This is a genomic window from Phocaeicola faecalis, from assembly GCF_021730445.1.
Classification (GTDB): Bacteria; Bacteroidota; Bacteroidia; order Bacteroidales; family Bacteroidaceae; genus Phocaeicola; species Phocaeicola faecalis.
Genome location: NZ_JADNRM010000019.1, coordinates 30653 through 52863, shown reverse-complemented (window position 1 = coordinate 52863; position 22211 = coordinate 30653). Strand labels below are relative to the sequence as shown.

General features: G+C 44.3%; 22 protein-coding genes and 1 pseudogene. 13 read left to right on the top strand and 10 right to left on the bottom strand.

Annotation, left to right across the window (positions count from 1 at the left end):
* Nucleotides 1-121 precede the first annotated feature (121 nt).
* The 7 genes and pseudogenes from IR173_RS15320 to IR173_RS15290 all read left to right on the top strand — a co-directional run bounded on the left by IR173_RS15320 (nucleotide 122) and on the right by IR173_RS15290 (nucleotide 6997).
* Nucleotides 122-1720: an ABC-F family ATP-binding cassette domain-containing protein gene (locus IR173_RS15320; RefSeq protein ID WP_217713340.1), complete on the top strand. Its 1599-nt coding sequence runs from the start codon at nucleotides 122-124 to the stop codon at nucleotides 1718-1720.
* Nucleotides 1721-2133: 413 nt separating this feature from the next.
* Nucleotides 2134-2862: a DUF5036 family protein gene (locus tag IR173_RS15315; protein WP_008151886.1), complete on the top strand. Its 729-nt coding sequence runs from the start codon at nucleotides 2134-2136 to the stop codon at nucleotides 2860-2862.
* Nucleotides 2863-2876: 14 nt separating this feature from the next.
* Nucleotides 2877-3167: pseudogene (locus IR173_RS15310) on the top strand (hypothetical protein); the annotation flags it as partial.
* 384 nt (nucleotides 3168-3551) lie between these two features.
* A complete protein-coding gene (locus IR173_RS15305) occupies nucleotides 3552-5870 on the top strand; it encodes a carboxypeptidase-like regulatory domain-containing protein (protein ID WP_117852450.1) in 2319 nt (772 codons plus the stop codon).
* A gap of 8 nt (nucleotides 5871-5878) precedes the next feature.
* Nucleotides 5879-6097 carry a hypothetical protein gene (locus IR173_RS15300; protein WP_039848391.1) on the top strand — a complete coding sequence of 73 codons (219 nt, stop codon included), beginning with the start codon at nucleotides 5879-5881 and terminating at the stop codon, nucleotides 6095-6097.
* Nucleotides 6051-6521 carry a hypothetical protein gene (locus IR173_RS15295; RefSeq protein ID WP_151061735.1) on the top strand — a complete coding sequence of 157 codons (471 nt, stop codon included), beginning with the start codon at nucleotides 6051-6053 and terminating at the stop codon, nucleotides 6519-6521. Before IR173_RS15300 ends, IR173_RS15295 begins: the two co-directional genes overlap by 47 nt.
* A 131-nt stretch (nucleotides 6522-6652) precedes the next feature.
* Nucleotides 6653-6997, top strand: a complete 345-nt coding sequence (locus IR173_RS15290) for a helix-turn-helix domain-containing protein (protein WP_117852452.1) — start codon at nucleotides 6653-6655, stop codon at nucleotides 6995-6997.
* A 656-nt stretch (nucleotides 6998-7653) separates the two neighbouring features.
* Here IR173_RS15290 and IR173_RS15285 read toward each other — a convergent pair.
* The 9 genes from IR173_RS15285 to IR173_RS15245 form a co-directional block, all read right to left on the bottom strand.
* Nucleotides 7654-9204, bottom strand: a complete 1551-nt coding sequence (locus IR173_RS15285) for a mobilization protein (RefSeq protein WP_117852511.1) — start codon at nucleotides 9202-9204, stop codon at nucleotides 7654-7656.
* A 364-nt stretch (nucleotides 9205-9568) separates the two neighbouring features.
* Nucleotides 9569-10312, bottom strand: a complete 744-nt coding sequence (locus IR173_RS15280) for a hypothetical protein (protein WP_117852513.1) — start codon at nucleotides 10310-10312, stop codon at nucleotides 9569-9571.
* 11 nt (nucleotides 10313-10323) lie between these two features.
* Complete coding sequence (locus tag IR173_RS15275; protein WP_117852453.1) at nucleotides 10324-10728, bottom strand: helix-turn-helix domain-containing protein; 405 nt, start codon at nucleotides 10726-10728, stop codon at nucleotides 10324-10326.
* A 14-nt stretch (nucleotides 10729-10742) separates the two neighbouring features.
* Nucleotides 10743-11855: a site-specific integrase gene (locus IR173_RS15270; protein WP_117852455.1), complete on the bottom strand. Its 1113-nt coding sequence runs from the start codon at nucleotides 11853-11855 to the stop codon at nucleotides 10743-10745.
* A gap of 14 nt (nucleotides 11856-11869) precedes the next feature.
* A complete protein-coding gene (locus IR173_RS15265) occupies nucleotides 11870-12706 on the bottom strand; it encodes a helix-turn-helix domain-containing protein (RefSeq protein ID WP_117852457.1) in 837 nt (278 codons plus the stop codon).
* Between the two features lie 423 nt (nucleotides 12707-13129).
* Nucleotides 13130-13918, bottom strand: coding sequence for a DUF4122 family protein (locus tag IR173_RS15260; RefSeq protein ID WP_237040398.1), 789 nt, complete (start codon nucleotides 13916-13918; stop codon nucleotides 13130-13132).
* A gap of 2 nt (nucleotides 13919-13920) precedes the next feature.
* A complete protein-coding gene (locus IR173_RS15255) occupies nucleotides 13921-14349 on the bottom strand; it encodes a DUF3408 domain-containing protein (RefSeq protein WP_237040397.1) in 429 nt (142 codons plus the stop codon).
* Between the two features lie 2 nt (nucleotides 14350-14351).
* On the bottom strand, nucleotides 14352-14789 hold the full coding sequence (locus IR173_RS15250; RefSeq protein WP_237040396.1) for a DUF3408 domain-containing protein: 438 nt from the start codon (nucleotides 14787-14789) through the stop codon (nucleotides 14352-14354).
* Between the two features lie 2 nt (nucleotides 14790-14791).
* Nucleotides 14792-15550 (bottom strand): ParA family protein, encoded by a 759-nt coding sequence (locus IR173_RS15245; RefSeq protein ID WP_057327281.1) that lies wholly within the window; start codon nucleotides 15548-15550, stop codon nucleotides 14792-14794.
* A 678-nt stretch (nucleotides 15551-16228) separates the two neighbouring features.
* Between IR173_RS15245 and mobA the strand changes: the two genes are divergently transcribed.
* The 6 genes from mobA (at nucleotide 16229) to IR173_RS15215 (ending at nucleotide 21272) form a co-directional block, all read left to right on the top strand.
* Entirely contained in the window at nucleotides 16229-16675 is a 447-nt protein-coding gene (gene mobA, locus IR173_RS15240; RefSeq protein ID WP_237040395.1) for a conjugal transfer protein MobA, read from the top strand.
* Nucleotide 16676: 1 nt separating this feature from the next.
* Nucleotides 16677-17933, top strand: a complete 1257-nt coding sequence (mobB, locus tag IR173_RS15235) for a conjugal transfer protein MobB (RefSeq protein WP_237040394.1) — start codon at nucleotides 16677-16679, stop codon at nucleotides 17931-17933.
* A gap of 33 nt (nucleotides 17934-17966) precedes the next feature.
* A complete protein-coding gene (gene mobC / locus IR173_RS15230; protein WP_237040393.1) occupies nucleotides 17967-19997 on the top strand; it encodes a conjugal transfer protein MobC in 2031 nt (676 codons plus the stop codon).
* Between the two features lie 216 nt (nucleotides 19998-20213).
* Complete coding sequence (locus IR173_RS15225) at nucleotides 20214-20468, top strand: DUF6926 domain-containing protein (protein WP_237040392.1); 255 nt, start codon at nucleotides 20214-20216, stop codon at nucleotides 20466-20468.
* 2 nt (nucleotides 20469-20470) lie between these two features.
* Complete coding sequence (locus IR173_RS15220) at nucleotides 20471-20962, top strand: hypothetical protein (RefSeq protein ID WP_237040391.1); 492 nt, start codon at nucleotides 20471-20473, stop codon at nucleotides 20960-20962.
* A 19-nt stretch (nucleotides 20963-20981) separates the two neighbouring features.
* Nucleotides 20982-21272, top strand: a complete 291-nt coding sequence (locus tag IR173_RS15215; protein WP_237040390.1) for a DUF4120 family protein — start codon at nucleotides 20982-20984, stop codon at nucleotides 21270-21272.
* A gap of 75 nt (nucleotides 21273-21347) precedes the next feature.
* Here IR173_RS15215 and IR173_RS15210 read toward each other — a convergent pair whose 3' ends face one another.
* Nucleotides 21348-22202 (bottom strand): hypothetical protein, encoded by an 855-nt coding sequence (locus IR173_RS15210; RefSeq protein WP_202578461.1) that lies wholly within the window; start codon nucleotides 22200-22202, stop codon nucleotides 21348-21350.
* Nucleotides 22203-22211: the final 9 nt, after the last annotated feature.

Sequence of the window (22211 nt, the reverse complement as noted above, 5' to 3'; positions counted from 1 at the left end):
TGTAAAAAGAAAGGTTATACACGAAATACAAATTATAGAGCGGGCTGGATTTATGCCAGATCCTTGTGTATAACTTATGTCATATCCCGTTTTGTTTTACATTTAATAATTGCAAATAATTATGAGCTTAATAGTTCAAGATTTATCGTATATACATCCAAATAAGGATTTCCTGTTTCAAAATATCACTTTCACCATACCGGCTGGAGAGAAATGCGCTATTGTCGGGAATAATGGTGTAGGAAAATCCACACTCCTGAGAATATTGGCAGGAAAAATCCCTCCTGCAACAGGAACCATCGTGTGTGATGACATCTTGTACATGATACCACAGCATTTCGGGCAATTCGATGGTATGAGTGTTGCGGAAGCATTAGGATTGGCAGATAAGTTAAGAGCTTTGTCAATCATATTGGACGGGCGTGGTACAGAGAAAGAATACGAACAGCTAAACGATGAATGGGACATTCCGGAAAGGTTGACGGAAGCTTTCGCCAAATGGCAAATCGGACATATCGCTCCAGATATGCTCATGGGCAACCTTAGCGGCGGCGAGAAAACAAGAGTCTTTCTTGCCGGACAGGATATTTTCAAACCCTCCATTGTCCTAATGGATGAACCGACCAACCACCTCGACACGACAGGCAGAGCTTTGGTGTATGAAGACATTGCCCATACAAACCGTACCACCGTCATTGTCAGCCATGACAGAACGTTATTAAACAGGCTTTCCGCAATTTATGAAATGTCTCCGACAGGGATGCAATTCTATCCCATGAATTATGATGCGTATCGGGAAACTGTTGATGCGGAAACTAAAGCTAAAGTGACACGGCTGGAAAATCAACAGAAGGAGCTAGCAAAAGCCGAGAAGTCTGCCCGTAAAACAATAGAACGGCAACAGAAACATGCTTCGAGAGGAGAAAAGCAGAATGCAAAGAAATGTGTCGCACGCATTTCCATGGGATTATTACGTAACAAATCGGAAGCAACAACATCGAGGCTGAATAAGGTGCAACAGGAAAAAATGGAGGCAATGAGACGAGATATACACGAAATACGTTCGTCCATCAATGAATATACAGAGATAAAAATCGACATGGGAAATTCTGCCTTGGCAGGCAAAAAGCTACTTGTGGAGGCAAAACATGTTACTTTCAAGTATGTTGGTCGGAATACTATGTGGAGGCAACATCCCTTGGATTTATCCATATTCAGCGGTGAACGCATACGGCTTCAGGGAGATAACGGATGTGGTAAAAGCACTTTGCTCAAACTTATAACAGGGGCATTGCAGCCTACAAGCGGTAAAATACTTCGTAAAGAAACGCTGAACATATTGTATCTTGACCAAGAATATTCGTGCCTTGACAATGAGTTGACTGTTTACGATCAGTTGGAGGCTTGTAACTCCAAGAGACCAGAGCACGAACTTAAGATGCTGTTGAACCGTTTTCTGTTTACACCTTCTACATGGGACAAGAAGTGTAGAAGTCTTAGTGGAGGAGAGAAAATGAAACTTGCCTTATGTCACCTGATTGTCTGCGAAGATGCGCCAGACATGATCATCGCTGACGAGCCGACTAATAATATCGACATAGCAAGTATGAATATACTGGCAGCGGTATTAAAAAACTACAAAGGAACATTGCTTGTAGTCAGTCATGATGAGCAATTCATCCATGATCTGGGTATAGAGCGGACAATAAAATTTTCTTAATATAGTTGTCAAGGAATTATCTTTTGCCATTATAAAACAGGCTTTTGGACGCTTTGAGGAACAATGGCGGTACAAAAAGAGGAAAAATGAGCTTTGAAACGCTGATTTTTACCTGTAAACGAAGGTTCTTTAAGGTATTTGTATTACCTTTGTATTTGGATTGGGGTAACTCTATCCAAGACATACGAAATTAAGAAGCGTTATGCTCAATCTTGTAACTTGAAAACGTAGGACACTTTCAAATGGGACAAGGATTAGCATAGTGACTCCCTCGCATATGCGTGGGTCACTATTGTTACATCTGTCCTAATGGTTTCCTACGACCTTCAAGTTAAGACGTGGCATAGTTGGCTCACGTTTTCTTATAGAATCAACCTCTTGATAGAGTCAATCGAGAATATAGTAAGTAAAAAATGAATAAACTTTTAATCACACTATTTTCATTCCTTGCTATCGCTGTTGTTTCATGCAGTGATGACGATGAACCGAAAATGCCGACTAATGCTATCGCATTGAATATGATGATTGGAGATAGCGAAACAACCATTGGCGGCTCTGATGTTTTCATCAATGCTTCCAATAACTTCACATCGTATGATTGTGGAATTGCAGACCTCGGTAGAAAAGGAGGTTTCAATCAGAACCCAAATCTATCGCAGCTTGCCCAGGAGATTGCGGTTACGCCCGGCAATTTCTACCAGATTGTTCTTGCCAACAAGGTTCAGACAGTTGCCGGAGACCGGGCACTTCCTATCAACACCAACTACTACAACGTTTATGTTGATTCATGGATTTACGATAAGGACAAAGATATAGCCGGAGCAAAAATCAGCTATACTGAGTGTTTCCCCGAAGTCAAACAGCTTCCCGAATGGGACAGCCATTTCTCCGGGACCCATCAAAATGACGGGTACGGCAAGGAAAGAGCGACATTCACGTTCTCCAAAGGCTGCCATATTGACAAGAATGTAGATGCCTATTTCACAGATGGATATAATAACCTAACTGATGAACTCGAATTCGAGATAAAAGAAAATCAGATAGTGATAACTTATCCGTATTTAACCAGCCATCAGCCGGATGTCAGACTTTTGATCCGCTATGAGAGCGTGTATACACGTGTATTGTTGGACTTCGAATAATCCGATGCAGAATCATGAACCATCGATTCAAATTTCTTTCAATACTTGCTGCCTTAATATTGTTTACGGCTTGCACTACATCGAAGTCTACAGTTTCAACGAATGTCAACCTGTCACGATATGAGTATGCATCTATAATCAATAACGACACCTATCATATTCCGGCAGAGTTGATGGAGTACGAGATTCAGCTTTTTGATGCTGTGGAGAACTCACACTTAAAACTTGTAAGTGATGCCAGAATCTACGAGTTGACACCGTCACAACAGGAAAAACTTTTGTTAGTCAAGTATGGCGTAAACGTGAAGTACAAAATTGGATTTTTGCCCGCTGAATATCAGGGCTTTAAGAAAGGAGAATAAACAATGGGTAACGATTTAGAGACGAACGAAAGACTTCGGTCTGCTTTCTTTTTCCATTGTTTCAAAAAAACTCAATACAAAGATATTACTTTTCAGAAAAAAAGCCTATCTTTGCATAAAATTTAGTATAAACAAATCATGTCAAGCATACGCTGTACATTAGCACGTACCTTTAGAATCCGTGCATAGTCTATACTGAGAAAGGTTTTCTCAGTTTTCTTATAGCCCTCAAATCTTCTGAGGGCGGATTTTCTATTATTATTTATTAATCAGGATTTTGATGCAGATGCTATATCTGTGTCTATATTCATTTATAAGAAAACAAGTATGGACTTAAATAAAAAGCATTTATTATATCTTACTGTATTTTTCCTATTTCTAAGTTTGAATGCTTCGGGACAATCGAATAGCATTTCAGGAAGAGTACTTAATCAAAACACAAAAGAATCTGTTGAATACGCCAGTGTTGTTCTATTCAAGCAGGATTCCGTATTCCTAAACGGAACGACAGCTGATTCAATTGGAAGATTTGTATTTACAAACCTCACTTCCGATGATTACGTATTGTCGGTATCTTGTATGGGCTTTGAAGCTAAAAAAATCTTGTTACAAAACCTTTCAGAATCGGCAGAAATAGACGTGTTATTAAATGAAAGTGTATTGTCGCTTGGTGAGATTGTTATTTCAGCTTCATCCACAATCAATAAAATAAATCAGCGAATAGTTTTTCCGACAAAACTACAACTTAACCATTCGGCAAACGGAATGCAACTATTGAATACTATGATGCTTCCAGGATTGAACATTAACCCAATGACGAATACGATTTCATCCTTCGATGGCGGGAAAGTCATGTTGCAAATCAATGGAGTAAATGTTACTTCAGAAGAGATTCAGACTTTGCAACCATGTCAAATTAGGCGGGTTGAATATTTGGATTACGCAGGAATAAGATATGGAGCAGCATCTAAAATCGTTAATTTTATTGTTATAAGGGACGATAAGGGTGGTGTTATCGGAGTGGACTTGATGAACTCTTTGAATATTCTTGCGGGCGGCGATGTGCTTTTCGCCAAGTTTAACAAAGGGAAGTCGGAATATACATTAAATTACACAACCGCTTTTCAGAAATTCAATAGCAATAATCGGACACGTACCGGAAGCTATCAGTTTGAAAACTCAACTCCGATACAGAGAGATGAAATCGGAGATGGTGGAGATTATTCATATCAGATGCATGATGTTACTTTCGGATATAACTATCAACAAAGTGATTCGGTATTCTTCAATGCAAAGTTGAAGTATGCTTTGACAAATCATCCGCATAATGATTTCAAAAGTAATTTGATAGAAAATGGCATAAAGATAGGGCAGATATTTGATGGCGTTAGTCAGAAAATAAATACCCCTTCAATAGACCTATACTATGAGCGTGGTTTGAAGAATCAGCAAAAAGTCTATGCCAACATTGTTGGGAGTTATGCCAAAGTAGAAACAGGTCGTAATTATATAGAATACGACAATGCCAATACTCTTTTCAAAGAGCAGTTCGGTTTGTCATCTGATAAATATTCATTGATAGCAGAAGGTATTTACGAGAAGGGCTTTACTTATGGCAGTTTGAAATTTGGAGCAAAGCATATTCAATCGTTTACGAAACAAGAAGTTCAGCAAAATGGAGTTTTTAAGTCCGATTTGAATCAAATGGAAACTTCCGTTTTTTCAGAATGGAATCACAGTAAAGATAAATTCAGCTGTTCTCTTGGGTTAAAGGCTAATCGGGTACATTTTTCTAATATCTCAATTAATAAGAGTTATTATAACTTCTTGCCTAAAGCCATGTTGGGATATAGATTAAATGAAAATTCTTTTATTCGTTACGATGTGGAGATGAGCCAAACCAACCCGACTTTAGTTGAGTTGACTGACACGGAAATAAGGCTCGACCCTTATCTTGCCGAAAGAGGAAACTTGTTATTAAAGCCTTACAGCAATCTGAACAATAACCTTTTTTACGAACACAAAAAAGGCTTGTTTACATTCAATGCTAACCTACGACATCATTACAAGCATAATCCCATCATGGAATCAGTCAAAGAACAAGGTAATATTTTCCTGATAATACCCGAAAATATGAAGAGTTGGAACAAGTATAATGCAGAAATGAACCTAAAGGTGGGAATGATAAAAAACATACTGCAATTTTCGCTTACAGGTGGGTACAATCATTTCAACAGTCAAGGGAACAATTATTCTCATGAATACTCTAATTTCTATTATAGTGCGAATGTCTTGGCAATGTATAAGAAATGGATGTTTATCGTTCAGATACAGCCATTTGATGAGAAGCTGTATGGTGAAACCGTTATTAAGAGTGGTAATTATCATTATTTAGCCATTCAATACAATACCGATAACTTCTCTTTTGGTATAGGAGCGTTCAATCCATTCAAGAATGTTTCACGTACTGTGATAGAGAATAAAAATAATCAAGCACCTTTCAGACGGGAAAGTTTCAGTAGTGCTTCACAAACCATCGTTGCTACTCTTACGTGGAATTTTAGTTTTGGAAAAACTCATAGTTCTGGAAACAAATCTCTTAATAATCAAGATGCGGATTATGGAATAAAAGGCAGTTACAAATAAAGTCTATTATGAATAAAATAGATTTGAAGTTATTCAGGCTATTGTCTGATGCTTCACAAGTGACAAATGAAGAAATGCAAGATGCTTATACGCACTTTATGGAGTTGGTAAAGACTATTAGTCAATCTAAACAAAGCTATTCTGAAATATTTCGGATGTTAAGTATTACTCGTATTGAGCTTGATTTTCTGGGAACATCACCTCTTTGCGAGTTGGAAAAAAAATAGGCTCAAAAAAACTTATCAGCGAAAGGCGATTTTATTTCTTGAGTCTGAAATTGACTTACTGAAATTCACATTTAGACAAACGAATCAGCTTATTAATAAAAACGTTATTCCCTACAACTCAAAAGTATATTTCGTCCCCAAGTCGCAAGGCTTGGGGATTGATAGCGTGGGAGAATTTGCTGTTTCATTTGAACTTTCAGGACAGTTCTTTAATGAAGAAGGAAATCCTGCTCCATATATTCATATCGCCCATGCTCTGGAGCAGGCATTCAATTTCACGTTCGGGGATGCCCACAAGTCAAAAGAACGAGTATTCAAACGCAAGCCCTACAACTTAACCAAAGCGTTAGATTACCTGAAAAATCTTATCGTTCGTGAAAGCCGCAAGAAGAAGATGAAAAAAGATGATTTTGTAAATCGTTAATTTACATGAATTTACAAATCTATTTTAGGGGAGTCCATAGAGATTCCCCTATTTTTGTTGCTTCGTTCTGCCGAACTTTGCTCCGTCAATGCATTGGACATAAGTAGTATTAATCTGTAAAACGAAACAAAATGTATATCAATAACGAAGATTTTGAAAAATGGATGCAAAAGCTGTCCAAGAAATTGAGTGAAATTGGTCAGGATTTAAAATCACTCATCAACACAAAAGAAGTATTTGACCCTGACGAGAAACTGCTCGACAATCAAGATTTAGCCTTTCTCCTAAAAGTATCTTATCGTACTTTACAAAGGTATCGTTCCAGTAAAAAACTTCCTTTCTTTATGATAGGTCATAAGACCTACTACCGAGTAAATGATGTTCGCTCCTTTGTCCGTGAACACATGGATTTTCAAACCTATCAAGAGTTTGACAAGAAGCACCCAACGGATGATAAGGATAAAGAACCTGAATAACTCTGCTTTTTGTGTTTAAGCAGAATGGCGCAAGCGGATGAAGGCTTGTTTTAAGTTTACGCCTTCAGAAGTTGCTCCGCATTTGGCTGAAACAACCTCGCCTCCCGGCTCTGTCAGTTTCGCTAAATTAAGCAAGAGGGAACTGGACTTCGTCCTGTTCTTCCTCTTGCCCTGCGGGGCAAAGCCTTCGGCTTTAGTGCTTTAGGATAAAGCACAGTTATAACACTTGCTTATTTGAACAATGTAAACCGAAGACAAACAGCGTTATAGTCAGCCACTTAAAGACACTCAACTGCTGTGTTTTGCTCCGCCTAAAATGGGTAACGGGATAGAAACGGAATGTTTGCTTTTATCCGCTAAAAACTGCATTTCACCCACTCGGCAACCAAAGACATTCAAAGCCAATTACTTCTCATTATCAATCAATTACTCTCTTTTTCTTCCTTTCTCGTTTTGTGCTTCCTGTATAAACGTGCAACCCGAAGAGACTATTGTTACAGTCAATTTTATAGACTATAATACAGGGCGTCCTGTAGCATCATGCAAAGGCGCATATTCCTCTCTTGGGGTTGCAGGAGCTTCGCATGATATAAAAGGAGCAATAAACAGGGTTGCAAAGCAAATATCTGACACATTCAACCCTCAAAAGTGAAAATCTATCTTAGGATTCCACCTCGCCCTCTATCAATCTTCCAATCATACCGACCTTCCGCGACATCGCCAACCTCGTTGAGTGTATGGCGATGTTTTATTTCATCAAAGGGCTGTCGGTGTTCCGCATAGTCACAGAGCCATGTGCCGACCGCTTTCCGCTGCTCGATGGTTTCGCCGTAGCTCTGCATGACGCTCTTGATGTCGGCGGCTTCGGAGGGAGAGAAGATTGACTTGTGCCGTTCCGTGGCGAAATGGATAATCGCTTCAATGGCTCGCCTGAACACCTCGCTTGCCTTGTAGAGAATATCGGCGATGATATTCAGAATATCCCGGCTCGATTTCAGCGCACCTTGCAACTGTCTTATGGTCTTGTCCTTCTCCGCCGTTGCCCGGCTCACCGCCATGCTAATGCGGTGCTGCTCCCCGGTCTTCTGCTCCCGGAGCTGCCGCAGAGCCGTGTCCCTCTCGGATTCATAAGTGTCAGCGATTGCCATAGCACTGTCTCGCTCCAGTTCGACCGTCCGCTTCGCCTCGGTCAGTGCCTTTGTCCGCTTCGCCACCTCTTTCCTGACTTCATCGGGGAACGATTCTTTGATATGTTCGTTCTCGGCTTTCAGTCTCTCGTTCTCCTGCTCGATGGCTGCGTACTTGCCCTTGCCGAAAAGGTTGGCGATGCCGGACTTTATGCTGTCCGTATTCTCCCTGTCAACCTCTCTCGCACGTTCCTCCTTTTCGGCGATTTCGCTGTCAAGTTCCTCGCTGCGCCGCTGCTTCTCCTCGTTCCTGATCTGGAGTTTTTCATGTTCGGATTTGGCATTGTCCGTCTCACGGATCGCGGCATCCCTGTCGGCTTCGGCTACTTCCTTTTCCGCCTTTACCTGTTCGGCTTCCTGCTTCTGCTTGGCAAGAATGAAGTCAGCGCGTTCAAGATGCTCCTTTCCCGTCAGCTCCTTTGAGCTGCCCCTTTCCATGTCAAGACACTCAGCCAAAAGCGTCTGCATATCGCTCATGGCTTTCTCGTCCAGTTTGCAGGATTTCCCGGTGTCGTGGTTCATCCAGTCCCATACGATATGGGCGTGAAGGTTTGGTTTCCATGTGGCGGTATCTCCGGGAGTGCCGTAATGCCCCTCGTCACGGTGGATGAAGATTTGCAGTGCCGTGATTCCCCACCGCTCCTTGCACACCTCACAAAAATGCTGCAACTGCTCCAAAGTGGTATCATTCTTGATTACCACGACACCCTCTTTGAGCGGAGTGCTGCCGCGCACGACGGTCACCTTCCCGGTCTTCTTGTTCACACGTTCACGGTCTTTGGTCTGCATCGCCCGACCTGTCTTTTCCTTTACCATCGCGGCTATCTGATTGTAGCGTTCCGACAGCGAAGTGCCGCCGAAATCAGGTGCTACCCATGTCTCGTTTGCCGCCATGAGGTCAGTGCGGACATAGAACTTTTCCTTGCCGATATGTGCGAGGTATTCCGCTGTCCGCCTGTTGTGCGCCTCGCTGCTTCCGATGTTGCAGGGCTTGATGTTGATTGATGTCTTCTGTGCCATAGGCATGATGATGTTTACAGATTTACAATAGGGAAAGGGTCATTAGGGCGGAGCCTTAATCGGAGGGTGCAGGGAGAGGGTCACTTCCTGCTCGGGGTTCTCAGGGGTAGAGACCTCTGAGCGGAGTTTCCAAAGAGAGGGTCACTCTTTGGTCAGGGGTGTTGGGGACTGAAAGCCTCCGACCGGGTTCTTAGGGCAGAGCCATAAGTGGGACGGGGCAAAGCCCAGCCCCTCGGGAGAGCCCACAACTACGGAAGCGAAGCGTGTAGTTATAGTGGGCTATATCTGGGCAAGCCCAGTCAGTCACCCCACGACAACGGAGTACCGCTCAAAACCGCGCTCTGCGCTTCCCGACCTGCCGAGCCTATGCCGGAGTAGTCTCGCCGCCATTCGTGCCGTCTTGTGCCTCGCTGTGGCTTCCTGCACCGTTCTCGCCGGATGCCATGTCGCCGCTGTCTATGATATGCCGATTTACGGCTGTGTCCGCCATGAACATATCGGACGAAGGATTATGGCAGTCGCCGTCATGCACATCGGCTGACGGATTGGAACTGGCTGACAAAAGAAGGGAAGAAGAAAGGGATGCCGCGCCTGTCGTCAGGCTGTCCGTTTCCTTCCCTCTTGTGTGGCAGTCAACGGCTGCGCCTCCCGGTTCATCCCCTGACGGCAGACTGTCGGAAATAGGTGTCCGCACATCGCCCGTCTGTCCTTTGGCGGTAGCCGAGGGTCTGACATAGTGGGGATTGGTGACAAGGACACCTCCGACATACCAGCCAGTGAGAAAATGCAGGGAATGGACGGAAGTGCGGTTGTTGGTTCGGGTGGTCAGCATACCGAGGCGGTTGAAGCTGTCGATGAGCTTGCCGACCGTCTTACGGTTGCAGTCCAAAAAATCCGCCAGTTCCACATCGGAAGCAGCCACCTGTCCCACCTCCAGCACAATATCAATGCCCTTGATTCTATAAGCGGTTCTTGTCCTGACGGCACCGTTCATCAGGCGGTAGAGGCACTTTTGCCTGAGAGGGGAAAACCTGCCTTCCAAAAGAAAATCCCACTGTCCGGCTGATAGTATGGTGCAGTAGTGTATGGTCTGTATCTCGTTGCTCATGGTCTGTGACATTATGGTGCTACTGCGGACATCCGGCTGTTGCCGTCCGTCAACGCTCCCGGCTTTCGCTTCTTGCCGTTGCGCAGTTCCTCAAGCCGTCTTTCAATCTCGTTCTCGCTGGCTACTCCCGATGTACCTCCCTGTTCAATCCATGCGATTATTTCATTCTGGAAAAAGTAGAGCTTGTTGCCCCGCTTGTGGTATGGAATACGCTTGTCGGAGGTCATTGCATAGATGGTGGATGCCGATTTGCCGAGAAGTGCCGCGACTTCATTTAGGGTGAGCAGGGTGCGGCACTCGCCATGCTGCTGCGGTGTCATGCCGAGCACTTTCTCCACCTTGTCGGTGAGCAGCCCCACCTTTTCAATCAGCATGGAGACCGCCTGCGGCAGTTGTTCAAATGTTATGTTGTTCATATACTGTTGTGTGTTTATTGCTGTTTGAGTGTAATCTGTTCGGATGCCTTGCGCTTCAGGTCGCTCACGACATCGACATAAATCTGTGTCGTTCCCACGTTGCTGTGGGTAAGCATCTTTGAAATGGTATAGAGGTCGGTCCCGGCGGCGAGTTGCAGGGTCGCGTAGGTGTGCCTGAACCCGTGGAACGTGATGTGCTTCGTTATCCCGGCAGACTTAATCCAGTCTTTGAGATAGAGGGGAAGGATGGTCTGCGTCAGCCCCTTGAACACCTGCCCCTCGCCACGCTCGCCGCACAGTGCGAGGGCTTCATCAGACAGCGGCAGCACGGCTTCCGTCCGTGTCTTCTTGGTGACGATGTGCATGCACCAGCCGCCGTCCGCTCCCTTGACGATGTTCTCCCATTGCAGACGGATGATGTCGCTGATGCGCAGACCCGTAAGGCAGGAGAACAGCGCGGCACTCCTTATGACAGGCTTCTCACATGGGGTCTCGGCAAGCATCCTCACCTCTTCAAGAGTAAGAAACTCGCGCCTTGTGCTGTCTTCCTTCGCGTGTTTCAGCCGTGGGGCGATATTCTCCTTGATGCGTCTTTCCTCGTAGGCGATGCGTAGGACGCATTTCAGCTTGTTGAGGTTGTTGTTGGCGGTCGAAGCCATCATCTTGCCCTTTGTCTGAGTGGTGAGCGACAGCAGGTAGGTAAGGAATCCCTGGCAGTATTCCAGTGTCAGGTCATCGAAGGTGCAGCTTCCGCAGCAATACTTTTCAAAGTGCTTGTAGGCTGTGTTCCAGTTCCTGAAATTGTCGTCGTCCGCCATCTTTGAGCGGAAGTATTCAAGGAAGCTCTCCTTGCCACGGTTGCGGTCGAGAAAGCCGTATTCCTCGTTGATGATGGCTTCGGTTCTGCGGCACTTGATAAGCTCTGCATTGCGGAGCATGGTCTTGTTGAACTCTGTCTCGAATTTGTCTTTCGGGTCGGCATAGATGTATATGCCGAGATATTCCCGTCTTGTCGGCTTGCCTGTCTTCGGATGCCGCACCGCCGGGTAGTAGTCAAGGTAAAGAGATACCTGACCGTTCTTGATGGGTCGTTTCCTGACCGTCACTTTCGTGCAGATGTTTGTCATATCGGTTGTGATTTTTAATTGTTGTCTGATTCATTGTCCGGCTCTCTCTTGGCTTTCGTGCTTGCACTCTTACGCTCCGCCACTTTCCGTGCCTCGTCCCAGTCGGCTTTGAGATAGTAAAGACGGTTGCCGTGGATGCGTTTCGTCCTTACCCCGTGGGTGAGCGCGAACCTGCGGACTTGGGTCTTTCCCAGCCCGAACAGGCGCATGATGTCGAAACAGGAATACCAGTGTTCCGACAGGTTGCTTCCCAGCCGTTCCGCTTCCTCAGCCATAGCCTTGTCAACCTCGGCTTTCGGGAAGCACTTGGTGGCATTGGCTTTGACACAGGGTATCGAGTAGCGCATACGGAGATTGTAAAATCGCCCGTAGGTATAATTGTATTTCCGGCATATCTCAGCCATCGTATAAAGGTCGCCTCCGGCACTCTCCCTGTCCGTGAACGTGTCGCGCACGGACTGTTTGTAGTTAGCCGCCGGAATGAGCTGCCGTTTCGGGCTGCCCTTCGCTTTCTTCTTTCCCTCCTTTTGGGAAAGGTCTTTTTCAGTGTTCGGTGTATCTTCGTTCATCTTCTTTTTTGTCTTTTTACCCTGCCTGGCGAAGATTGACACGCTCCGCTTGCAGTAGGTTGTCTCTCTAATCATCAGAAAGAAATCCTCCCTGGTGATGATTGTGATGTGGTATGTAAGTCTGCAAGCCCGGAGAGTGCCTTTATAAATGAGGTTATACACTGTCCGGCTGCTCACTTGCAGGATGTCCGCCACTTCCCCGATGGTGAGGAAAGGCTTGTCGGTCATGCCCCGGTCATAGCCGGGCTGACCTGTTAAATTGTGTTTAATTTGACGGTCCATTATCGAAGAAATTTGTTGCACGCTCTTGAAAGCTGTTGCACGCTGCTGAAAGGAAGTCGTGCCGTGTGACCCCTCTCGCGTGGTACAATCGCGGTACAAAAATACTCCGAAAAGGACGAATCGCCAATAGGCGAAAATCTCGTTTGTTAAAATCTATTAGCTGAAAATCAAGGTATTATAACGCCGATTTTTGCAGCCGTTTGCCGCCGTTTTGCCCTCCGAAACTCCAAGAGCAACAGTAGATTAATTACAATTAAAACAACATAGCACAAGGCAAGAATCATAATGCACGAGGCATTACGATACTTGCCTTACTTGTTAATTAAAATAGCGGACTCCATAAAAAACGCTGGCACCACGATTCACATCGGAGTGCCAGCCAACACTGTTTAAGTAATAAAAATCATTAACCATGTACAAATACTAAGCATACTTATTTATATCGAACGACTTGACTTTACTTGCTTTCCTTCGTTTAGGCAGAGGATTCCCATTAGCATCCAGACATTCTTGGAGCAACTGATTTACTTTTTTCTCATTGCTGACCTTATTGACAAGAAAGTCCAATATCACCGTATTAGCCAACTTGTGATGGATGGTTGATGCTGCACGAATAGACTTCTGCTCGTCAGGATTATCTGAGTTTAGCACATCCACAAGGTTGTTCATATCCTCATATGTTAAGGACTTGTCAAAGTCCGGATCAGGTATCACTCCTTCAGGCTCCATCAACTCACGCTTATCCTCTTCGGTCAAACCCTTCTGAGGTTCGATGTTATCCTCTACATCATCGGGATTGATGTCCTTATCTACAGGAAGTTCTACCTGTTTTAACTCCAACGAATGTGTGGGTGTTGTACGGGCTGCTTTAATATCCTCATAGTAGATAATGTTGGACTTTCCCATTACCTCATTCGGATCATCATCAATAGGAGGACTCTCTTCTACCTTCTGAAGTGTTTCTGCTTGGATTGGCTTAGGCTTATCAGTAGGCAGATCCTTACCGTATATTTTCTTACGCCTTTCACGCTTGGCTTTTTCAGCCATTCGTTTCTTTCGGTACTTCCATAATCTGATACGGGCTATGCGTGCCCAGTTATGCAGTTTGTCCCACAAATCGTAAATCTTACGGCAGAATAGGAATACCCATAGACGATAGAATACAACCAAGGCACATGCCACCTTTACTGCGAAATATATCTTTGCTTCCATAGCTAAAAGAGTTTAGTTTTACTATCCTCAAAAATCTTATTGATAGTCGTAGCATTTTCAGCAATATGGTCTTTGATAATTCTACTGACATAGCCTGCCATACTCGTATCTGGTGCAGCAATTGATAAAAATCGCTTCATACATTCGTGACTACTTCTATCAATATAGACCTGGACGCGATTTTTCATCATATAACTACCAAGGAATCTCTTTTTATATTCCGCTTTATCAATTCCTTTTGCAGAAGAAGTATCTTCAGATAGCGAAGGATTCTCTACAAGAGCAACTATGGTCTGTTTCTTCACCATAGGAATATTAGTTCCCTGATGATTTTTGTGTCGTACAAATCGACTATAGATATACTTTATGATAACGCCTGCTGTTACCAAATAACAAGCTCCTGTTGTGATATTTACTATTGTTTCAATCATACTTAAAATGGTTTTAATGGTTTGTAGTACTCTTTGTTATATAACTCGTTAATCTCATCCCAGTGCTGCTGTAAATGCTCCACAAGGATATTACTGATGTAACCTGATACACTCATATCGGGAGCAATGACAGGCAACACCCGTTTAATGCAGTCCGCCACTTCGCGATTGATATATACATGCGAGCGGTTTGAGGCAGGTATATTCACAAGATACCTCTCTTTATATGTATCTGTTTCCTCACGCTTCTTTCGTGGCTTGGGTACACTCGGCTTTGAGGCTACCGCCTCAGTGCCTTCGTCCGAATCTGTATTCGAATCCTCGGTCTCAATGACCTTCGGCTCCTGATAGTTCGGTCTCTCCCTGCCAAAGACAGGGATATCACCGACCATAATGTCTTTGAGCATATCCTCATTGACTTCTACTTTCTTCTTAGCCATAACTATTTCAGTTTAAGTTTCACAATCAGTTCATCGGCCAATTCTCCGATACCACTGCCCTTAAGAAGTTTCGCAGGAGGCGGTAACATCGTGCAGCGGAAGAATGACTTTTTCGCGTGGGTAATCTCCTTCTCATACCTGCATAGGTCTGGCAGAGTGGAATCGAGAACGGATAGGTTCAACTCTCCCATAATCTGTGAGTAGGTCTTCAACACATCCGTATTGCTGCGCTTCTTGAGCCTGTTCCAAAAGAAGATGATGTCTTTTAGGGGAACATCCTTCTGGCTCTTTGCATAGTCCAATACGGTGGTAGCAAAGGATAGAGTACTCTGCATCACAATCAAATCGGGAATTGAAGGTGTAAGCACATAGTCCATATTAACTATGGTGCGGAAGACACCCGTTGATTGTACCGTTCCCGGAAGATCCACAAAGACAATATCCAAGTTCTCCTTCTCGGCAAGCTTGTCTGCCGCCTCTCTTGCCTTTTCTGCCGTAGAGCCGATGATGGGATATGCTCTCTTTTGTATGCGCTCCCATTGCTTCTCCACGAGCTGCTGATGATAGGGACTTGCAGAGATTGCCTTCTTGTCACGCTCGCGCATACGCACGAGGCTGTGCTGCGGTGAGTCGCAGTCGATGATTGCGACATTAAGGTCTTTCTCATAGTGAAGGTAGCTGGCGAGTACTACCGTAAGGGCTGACTTACCAACCCCGCCTTTCTGGTTGCTGATAGCAACTAACAAACACTCTTTACTCATAATACTTAAAATTTAAATTGTTAATAAATAAGTTAACTGTCCCTTCCAATATCCCGTGAACGCATCTTTCCAACTATCCATTAGCGGTTGTTTCCGTTATCGGAATCTTCCGTTGTTCCGACCATCATAGCAACCGTTATCGGGTACTTCCGACTATCCAACCGCTACTGGTCGGTATATTGGTCATGACCTTCCGTTAACTGTCATTTCCGACATTGCTTCCAACTATCCAACTGTTCACGGAAGCAACCGACAGTGTGACCATTATTCCGTTATCGGAGGGTAATTTCCAACCGTTCACACCGCAAAGAAATAGCGAAAAATTGGAATAATCACTATGTCGTCAAGCCTCTGACTACACATGTCATCAGATGTCATCACATTGCATATAACTCACTATTTATCAATAGAATACACCTGTCTAACTTTGCACCCGAAAGGTCTATGGACGCACGACGAACGGAGTTTTCGGATGCTTCTCTCTGAGGGGAACGGCGATAGCCAATTTTACGAAGGAAAATTCATGTTCAAGCGAACATAGCAAGTTGTGTTTTGGGCAGCCCGAAACGATTCGGGCAACCCCAAAACAACTTGCCACTCGCCTGACGGCTCGGGGAGGGATTCACTCCAAAGTCGTGAATCCATAGCGGAAGTTAGTAACCAATTAAATGTAAAGTTATGGTAAATGACAAGAGACAAACAAGAAGAGATGTAACAGGAAGGCGACCTAAAAAGGATCCCGCTGTTTATCGTTACGGCATCAAACTGAATGCTGAAGAGAACGGACAATTTGAATTGCGGTTTGCAAAGTCTGGTCTTAAATACAAGGCAAGATTTATAAAGGCAATGATTCTTGACCGTGAGATGAAGGTAGTAAAACTCGACAAGGCGGCTATGGATTATTACATACGCCTAACGAATTTTTACCATCAGTTCCAAGCCATCGGCAACAACTACAACCAGACGGTGCGAGCTGTGAAAGCCAATTTCGGAGACAAGCGGGCATTCGCCCTTGTCGCCAAGTTGGAGAAAGCCACACTGGAGTTGGTAGTGCTGAGCAAACAGATTATCGCCCTCACACGCGAGTTTGAGGAGAGGCACTTGAACCGTAAAAGCGGAGGTTGATATGGTGGCTAAGATCAACAGAGGTGCTTCGCTCTACGGAGCCATCATCTACAACCAACAGAAGGTAAACGAGGATACGGCACGCATCATAGCGGGCAACCGTATGATTACCGATTCTCTCTACGACCCTGACAGGATTGTTCGTCAAACGATGTTCGCTTTTGAGAGTTATCTCGCTGCCAACCGCAACACCGAGAAGCCTATTCTGCATATATCGCTCAATCCTACATTGGACGACAGTCTTACCGACAGGCAGTTTGCGGATTTGGCAAGAGCCTATATGCAGAAGATGGGCTATGGCAACCAGCCCTACATCGTCTATCTCCACGAGGACATTGACCGCAGACATATACATATTGTATCTACCTGCGTGAATGAGAATGGTGAGAAGATAGACGATGCCTACGAGTGGAACCGCTCAATGAAGGCATGTCGAGAGTTGGAGCAGATGTTCGGACTCAAACAGATTGCCGACAAACGCAGGGAGTTGTTGGAACCTTATCTCAAGAAAGCGGACTACACCCGTGGCGATGTAAAGCAGCAGGTATCCAACATTCTCAAGAGTGTTTTCACCTCGTATCGTTTCCAATCCTTCGGCGAGTACAGTGCCATGCTCTCGTGCTTCAACATCGAGGCAAAGCAGGTCAAGGGCGAGTTCGATGGCAAGCCCTATTCGGGTATCATCTACACGATGACCGATGACAACGGCAAGCCTATCTGTACGCCAATCAAGTCCTCGCTTATCGGCAAGCGTTTCGGCTTCGAGGGTGTGGAGAAGCGTATCGCCTACAATGCTCAGGAGTTCCGAGCGAAGAGGTGGCAACCCAAAATCCGCAACGATGTGGCTCTGGCAATGCACGGCTCTCGCGGCAACCGCGAGGAGTTTGTGCGTCTGCTTGGCAGCAAGGGCATTGATGTGGTGTTCCGCGAGAATGATGCAGGGCGTATCTACGGTGTCACATTCATCGACCACCACAATCGTGAGGTCTATAACGGTTCCCGTCTGGGTAAGGAGTTCTCGGCAAACAACTTCGAAAGACTCTTCAACTCGCAAGGCGACATTACATGGGCCGATATGCCACAAGGTTTCACCGAGAGCCAAAGCCTCTCATCGGCAGACCTTGAATCGGGACTGGAGCAAGCCTTCGGAATCTTCTCGTTTGACGTTCCTGCAAATGATCCGCAGGAGGAGATGCTCGCCAAGCAGTACCAGAAGAAAAGGAAGAAGAAAAAACGCCGTTCACGCGGCATATCGTAAACCAATTTCACTAACCATTAAAACGAATTTATTATGCAACAGGAAGATGATTTGAGAGGATTGGCAAAGGTCATGGAGTTTATGCGTGCCATATCCATTATATTTATTGTAGTACATATCTACTGGTTCTGCTATCAGGCCATCGTAGATATGGGTATCAACATCGGAGTGGTAGACAAGATACTGCTCAACTTTCAGAATACGGCAGGGCTGTTCAGCAACCTGCTTGTGACAAAGGTGTTCGCCATCATATTCTTGGCTCTGTCGTGCCTCGGCACAAAGGGAGTCAAGAATCAGAAGATGACCTGGCAGAAGATTTATGCGACCTTCCTCGGAGGTCTTGTACTCTTCTTTATGAATTGGTGGTTGCTCGATCTGCCATTCTCGCCAATCGTGAATATGGCAATCTACACGGTTACTATGACTGTCGGATATATCCTTCTGCTTATGTCGGGAGTATGGATTAGCCGTATGTTCAAGCATAACCTTATGGAAGATGTCTTCAATGTGGCCAACGAGAGCTTCATGCAGGAGACACGACTGATGGAGAACGAGTATTCGGTAAACCTGCCTACGAAGTTTGTCTATCAAGGCAAGGAATGGGACGGTTGGATAAATGTCGTGAATCCGTTCCGAGCAACCATTGTATTGGGAACACCTGGTAGCGGTAAGTCGTATGCGGTAGTCAATAACTACATCAAGCAGACCATAGCCAAAGGATTTGCCACATATATCTACGACTACAAGTTTGATGACCTGTCGGTAATTGCCTATAACGAGCTGTTGAAGAATATCGACAAGTACAAGGTGAAGCCGAGTTTCTATGTCATCAACTTTGACGACCCACGTCGCTCACACCGCTGTAATCCCATCAACCCAAAGTTTATGGTAGATATCAGCGATGCGTATGAGTCCGCATATACCATAATGTTGAATCTTAACAAGACATGGATTCAGAAGCAGGGAGATTTCTTCGTTGAGTCACCGATTATTCTTTTGGCTGCGATTATCTGGTATCTGAGAATCTACAAGGACGGTAAGTATTGTACCTTCCCGCATACGATTGAGTTCCTGAACAAACCGTATGCGGATATCTTTACTATTCTGACCTCTTATCCTTCGTTGGAAAACTACCTATCTCCATTTATGGACGCATGGAAAGGAGGAGCCCAAGATCAGCTCCAAGGCCAGATAGCAAGTGCCAAAATTCCGCTTTCGAGAATGATTTCTCCACAGCTATATTGGGTGATGACGGGCGATGATTTTACCCTCGACCTGAACAATCCCAATGAGCCGAAGATACTCTGCGTTGGCAATAATCCCGACCGCCAGAATATCTACTCTGCGGCACTCGGACTATACAACAGCCGTATTGTTAAGTTGGTGAACAAGAAGGGTCAGTTGAAGAGTTCCATCATCATTGATGAGTTGCCGACTATCTATTTCCGTGGTATCGACAACCTCATTGCCACAGCACGAAGCAACAAGGTTGCAGTCTGTCTCGGTTTTCAGGACTACTCGCAGTTGGCTCGTGACTATGGCGACAAGGAGGCAAAGGTTATCCAAAATACGGTGGGTAATATCTTCAGCGGACAGGTGGTAGGTGAAACGGCAAAGAACCTATCTGAGCGTTTTGGCAAAATACTCCAACAGCGTCAGTCGGTATCTATCAACCGTCAGGACACATCAACATCTATCAATACGCAGTTGGACTTCCTTATCCCAGCCTCGAAGATTTCAAACCTCTCGCAAGGCACATTCGTGGGTAGCGTGGCGGATAACTTTGGTGAGGAGATTGACCAGAAGATTTTCCACTCACGCATCATCGTGGATAGTGCAAAGGTAAGTGCCGAGACAAAGGCATACAAGAAGATTCCTATCGTCAATGAGTTCAAGGACGAGAACGGCAACGACATCATGCAGGAGCAAATAGAGCGTAACTATTCCCGTATCAAAGACGAGGTTGAGCAGATCGTTCAAGATGAGATGGAACGAATCAAGGCTGATCCTGAGTTGCGTAAACGATTGTTGCCAGACGAGAAGGACGAAGAGGATAACGATTAGAATCTGTATCCTATTTCTTACCGCAAAGGTTGTTCCGAGCCTTTCGGATTGAGCAAGGTCAAGCCCTGTGGGTGTCGTGGAAAAATCATCCTCGCCCCACGGGGCTTGCGGTATTTTTCCCGCCAACCTTGCACAATCCTGCACGGAACAGTCAAGGCGGTAAAGAAATAGAATACAGTGCTTCGCCTGTAATGTATAACTTAAATGATAATAGGTATGGCTGAAACGAAGAGCAAATTGAAAGTATGGGATAATATCCCGTCATGGGCTATCTATGCTCTTGAATATGGCATAGAGGAAGACCCTATATTGGAAGCAGATGAAGAGGAGATGATTATAAAGTTCCTTGAAGAGAATTTTCCAAGTGGCTACATTATGACCGTAAATTGGGATTCTCGAAGAGAGTTCAATCCATTTCCGGCATTTGGAAAGCCTTGTGCAACTTATAAAGTAACCTTTAATACATTATAGATATGATTAGAATGACATTATCAGAGTATCTCCGTAAACCGAAGGAGTATCGTGGAGAATGGACTACCGAGAGATGGGATATTCCCAACTGGGAAGAAGAACGCAAAAAGTATATGGGTAAGCGTACTCTGATGACAAACATTGACGGTGCCACCTGCTTGGTTATCGAAGGTCTCAGCCTTGAAATTATTGACGACACCGATTGGAAGAAACCCGATGCAGTCAGAAAAGAGATAAGTCGCCAATGCTTGAAGTTCTTTACAGAACGCGGCATTGAGCCTCACTATGCAGATTGTCTTATACGCTATAAGGATAACTACGATACCGTTGAAGTGCGTATCGCCATCGGAATGCCTGCTGATACCGAAAAGGATGATGACATTTTCTTCTATTGCGATACGCTGGAAGATATGAAGTCACTTGCAGAAATCGGCTGTGAGGACTTTTACATTGCCGACTGCTACAGCTTTGGAGTATATGAAGATTTATTATAAACCTTAGAAAATATCGAGTATGAAGATTTTATGTCAAGAGCGTTATGACAAGGCTGTTGCCTACGCAAAAGAAATCAAGAACGACACCCTGCAAAAGTGTATTGACCGTTTGAAGCAATGGGAACAGAACCCGAATTGTCCGTGTGAAATTGAACTCTACTATGATTCGGCTCCACACTCATTCGGATTTCGACAGGTATATCCAGATGGCAGAACGGGAATTGTCGGAGGATTGCTCTATCACGGACAGCCCGACCAATCATTTGCGGTATTGCTGAATCCTATTCATGGGTGGACTATACACACATAGGATGTTGCACTCATAAAAATAAAAAGCCAACTTAGGTCTGTCAGCACAGGCTTAAGTTGGCTTTTCTTATGTCATTTATGGGACTGGAAAAATTATCCTCCAATTCTCGTCAGGGTTATATACATCTTCGGGATTTTCTTCTAGGCTACACCATGCTCCGAAGAAATCTTCAACCATCCCTTCTGTCATTGTATTTATAATTGAATATGGACGGGAAACTTTTCTTTTTATGTAGCCTAATCTATATCCATCTTCTGGGTCAATGAATCTAAATCCCTCTTCTCCATAGGAATACAGTTTACTTAACTCCTCATCATCTATTTCATACTTTTCTGTACAATGCTTTGTAATAGCTGATTCTAAAATAGCACTTTGGAGTTGTGCTATTTCAGACAACAAAGCACATATATCCACTATCTTATCAAAGTTCAATTCTATTTCTTTCAGCCCATTTGCGGGGAATTTATACGAATAGATTTCTCTATATATTCTTGATTTATTAATGAGAGACTTAATATGTTCACCCTCTGCCTTATCATATCTTGATACAATATCGCCTATAATATTTATAGTTTTTGAATGATTCATGGCAATAAGATCATCGCTCCATTCTTGATATGGATTTGTAAAGACTACTGCTCTTGCACAACTTAAAAGAGGATAATACATCAAGTAAGGATTTACAATTCTCAAATTTTTGGATTCAGCATATTCGGCAGAAGTAAGCATCACAGAAGAAGCCAATATCATCTTTGATGCCAAATAGGTACGAACAATCCATTGAGTATTCGTTGTAATATCTAGGTTCTTGGCTATATCAGCAAAAGGCTGTCGCAAACTATTTATTACAGACTCTATTTTTTTACTCTCGAAATTCTTGAATAGTTCATTATATTCAAAATAGTCATCTTTAATATTCGACCTACACATAAACCTATC

What these genes read in the sequence shown, in the direction of transcription:
- mobA (WP_237040395.1), top strand. Translation starts at nt 16,229, where the DNA reads ATGGTAAATGACAAGAGACAAACAAGAAGAGATGTAACAGGAAGGCGA.
- IR173_RS15305 (WP_117852450.1), top strand. Translation starts at nt 3,552, where the DNA reads ATGGACTTAAATAAAAAGCATTTATTATATCTTACTGTATTTTTCCTA.
- IR173_RS15315 (WP_008151886.1), top strand. Translation starts at nt 2,134, where the DNA reads ATGAATAAACTTTTAATCACACTATTTTCATTCCTTGCTATCGCTGTT.
- IR173_RS15280 (WP_117852513.1), bottom strand. Translation starts at nt 10,312, where the DNA reads ATGAGCAACGAGATACAGACCATACACTACTGCACCATACTATCAGCC.
- IR173_RS15285 (WP_117852511.1), bottom strand. Translation starts at nt 9,204, where the DNA reads ATGGCACAGAAGACATCAATCAACATCAAGCCCTGCAACATCGGAAGC.
- IR173_RS15300 (WP_039848391.1), top strand. Translation starts at nt 5,879, where the DNA reads ATGAATAAAATAGATTTGAAGTTATTCAGGCTATTGTCTGATGCTTCA.
- IR173_RS15210 (WP_202578461.1), bottom strand. Translation starts at nt 22,202, where the DNA reads ATGTGTAGGTCGAATATTAAAGATGACTATTTTGAATATAATGAACTA.
- IR173_RS15270 (WP_117852455.1), bottom strand. Translation starts at nt 11,855, where the DNA reads ATGACAAACATCTGCACGAAAGTGACGGTCAGGAAACGACCCATCAAG.
- IR173_RS15260 (WP_237040398.1), bottom strand. Translation starts at nt 13,918, where the DNA reads ATGGAAGCAAAGATATATTTCGCAGTAAAGGTGGCATGTGCCTTGGTT.
- mobB (WP_237040394.1), top strand. Translation starts at nt 16,677, where the DNA reads ATGGTGGCTAAGATCAACAGAGGTGCTTCGCTCTACGGAGCCATCATC.
- IR173_RS15215 (WP_237040390.1), top strand. Translation starts at nt 20,982, where the DNA reads ATGAAGATTTTATGTCAAGAGCGTTATGACAAGGCTGTTGCCTACGCA.
- mobC (WP_237040393.1), top strand. Translation starts at nt 17,967, where the DNA reads ATGCAACAGGAAGATGATTTGAGAGGATTGGCAAAGGTCATGGAGTTT.
- IR173_RS15250 (WP_237040396.1), bottom strand. Translation starts at nt 14,789, where the DNA reads ATGGCTAAGAAGAAAGTAGAAGTCAATGAGGATATGCTCAAAGACATT.
- IR173_RS15220 (WP_237040391.1), top strand. Translation starts at nt 20,471, where the DNA reads ATGATTAGAATGACATTATCAGAGTATCTCCGTAAACCGAAGGAGTAT.
- IR173_RS15225 (WP_237040392.1), top strand. Translation starts at nt 20,214, where the DNA reads ATGGCTGAAACGAAGAGCAAATTGAAAGTATGGGATAATATCCCGTCA.
- IR173_RS15255 (WP_237040397.1), bottom strand. Translation starts at nt 14,349, where the DNA reads ATGATTGAAACAATAGTAAATATCACAACAGGAGCTTGTTATTTGGTA.
- IR173_RS15275 (WP_117852453.1), bottom strand. Translation starts at nt 10,728, where the DNA reads ATGAACAACATAACATTTGAACAACTGCCGCAGGCGGTCTCCATGCTG.
- IR173_RS15320 (WP_217713340.1), top strand. Translation starts at nt 122, where the DNA reads ATGAGCTTAATAGTTCAAGATTTATCGTATATACATCCAAATAAGGAT.
- IR173_RS15290 (WP_117852452.1), top strand. Translation starts at nt 6,653, where the DNA reads ATGTATATCAATAACGAAGATTTTGAAAAATGGATGCAAAAGCTGTCC.
- IR173_RS15245 (WP_057327281.1), bottom strand. Translation starts at nt 15,550, where the DNA reads ATGAGTAAAGAGTGTTTGTTAGTTGCTATCAGCAACCAGAAAGGCGGG.
- IR173_RS15265 (WP_117852457.1), bottom strand. Translation starts at nt 12,706, where the DNA reads ATGGACCGTCAAATTAAACACAATTTAACAGGTCAGCCCGGCTATGAC.